This is a genomic window from Bradyrhizobium sp. P2_E8 (genome assembly GCF_056403875.1).
Genome location: NZ_JBFUES010001757.1, coordinates 1 through 768, shown reverse-complemented (window position 1 = coordinate 768; position 768 = coordinate 1). Strand labels below are relative to the sequence as shown.

The window sequence follows — 768 nt, the reverse complement described above, 5'->3', positions numbered from 1 at the left end:
CGATCGCCGAAGCCCGGAGCCTTGACGGCCGCGACCTTCAGACCGCCACGCAGACGGTTCACGACGAGAGTCGCGAGCGCTTCGCCTTCTACGTCTTCCGCGATAATCACAAGCGGCTTGCCGCTCTGCACCACGGCTTCGAGCAGCGGAAGCAATTCATTCAGGTGAGACAGCTTCTTCTCRTTGATGAGGAYGTAGGCGTCGTCCATCTCAACGCGCATCTTGTCGGCGTTGGTRACRAAGTARGGCGAGATRTAGCCRCGGTCGAACTGCATGCCYTCGACGACSTCGAGTTCAGTCTCGAGCGACTTGGCTTCTTCAACCGTGATAACGCCCTCGTTGYCCACCTTCTTCATGGCGTCGGAGAGGAACTTGCCGATCTCTGCGTCGCCGTTGGCTGAGATGGTGCCGACCTGGGCGATTTCCTCGTTCGAAGTGACCTTCTTGGAGTTCTTGACGAGGTCCGCSACGACGGCYTCSACSGCGAGGTCGATACCRCGCTTCAGRTCCATCGGGTTCATGCCGGCGGCAACCGMCTTGGCGCCTTCACGGACGATCGCAGCSGCGAGCACGGTKGCGGTGGTSGTGCCGTCRCCGGCSGCATCAGCGGACTTGGAGGCGACTTCGCGCACCATCTGGGCGCCCATGTTCTCGAACTTGTCCTCGAGCTCGATCTCCTTGGCGACGGTGACGCCGTCCTTGGTGATGCGGGGAGCGCCGAACGACTTGTCGAGCACGACGTTGCGGCCCTTGGGGCCGAGCGTGACC

At 62.1% G+C, this 768-nt stretch carries 1 protein-coding gene; it reads right to left on the bottom strand.

The window, feature by feature from the left end; all coding sequences use genetic code 11:
* The coding region (groEL, locus tag AC1D00_RS43715; RefSeq protein WP_477015012.1) for a chaperonin GroEL at nucleotides 1-768 on the bottom strand (768 nt) is incomplete at both ends.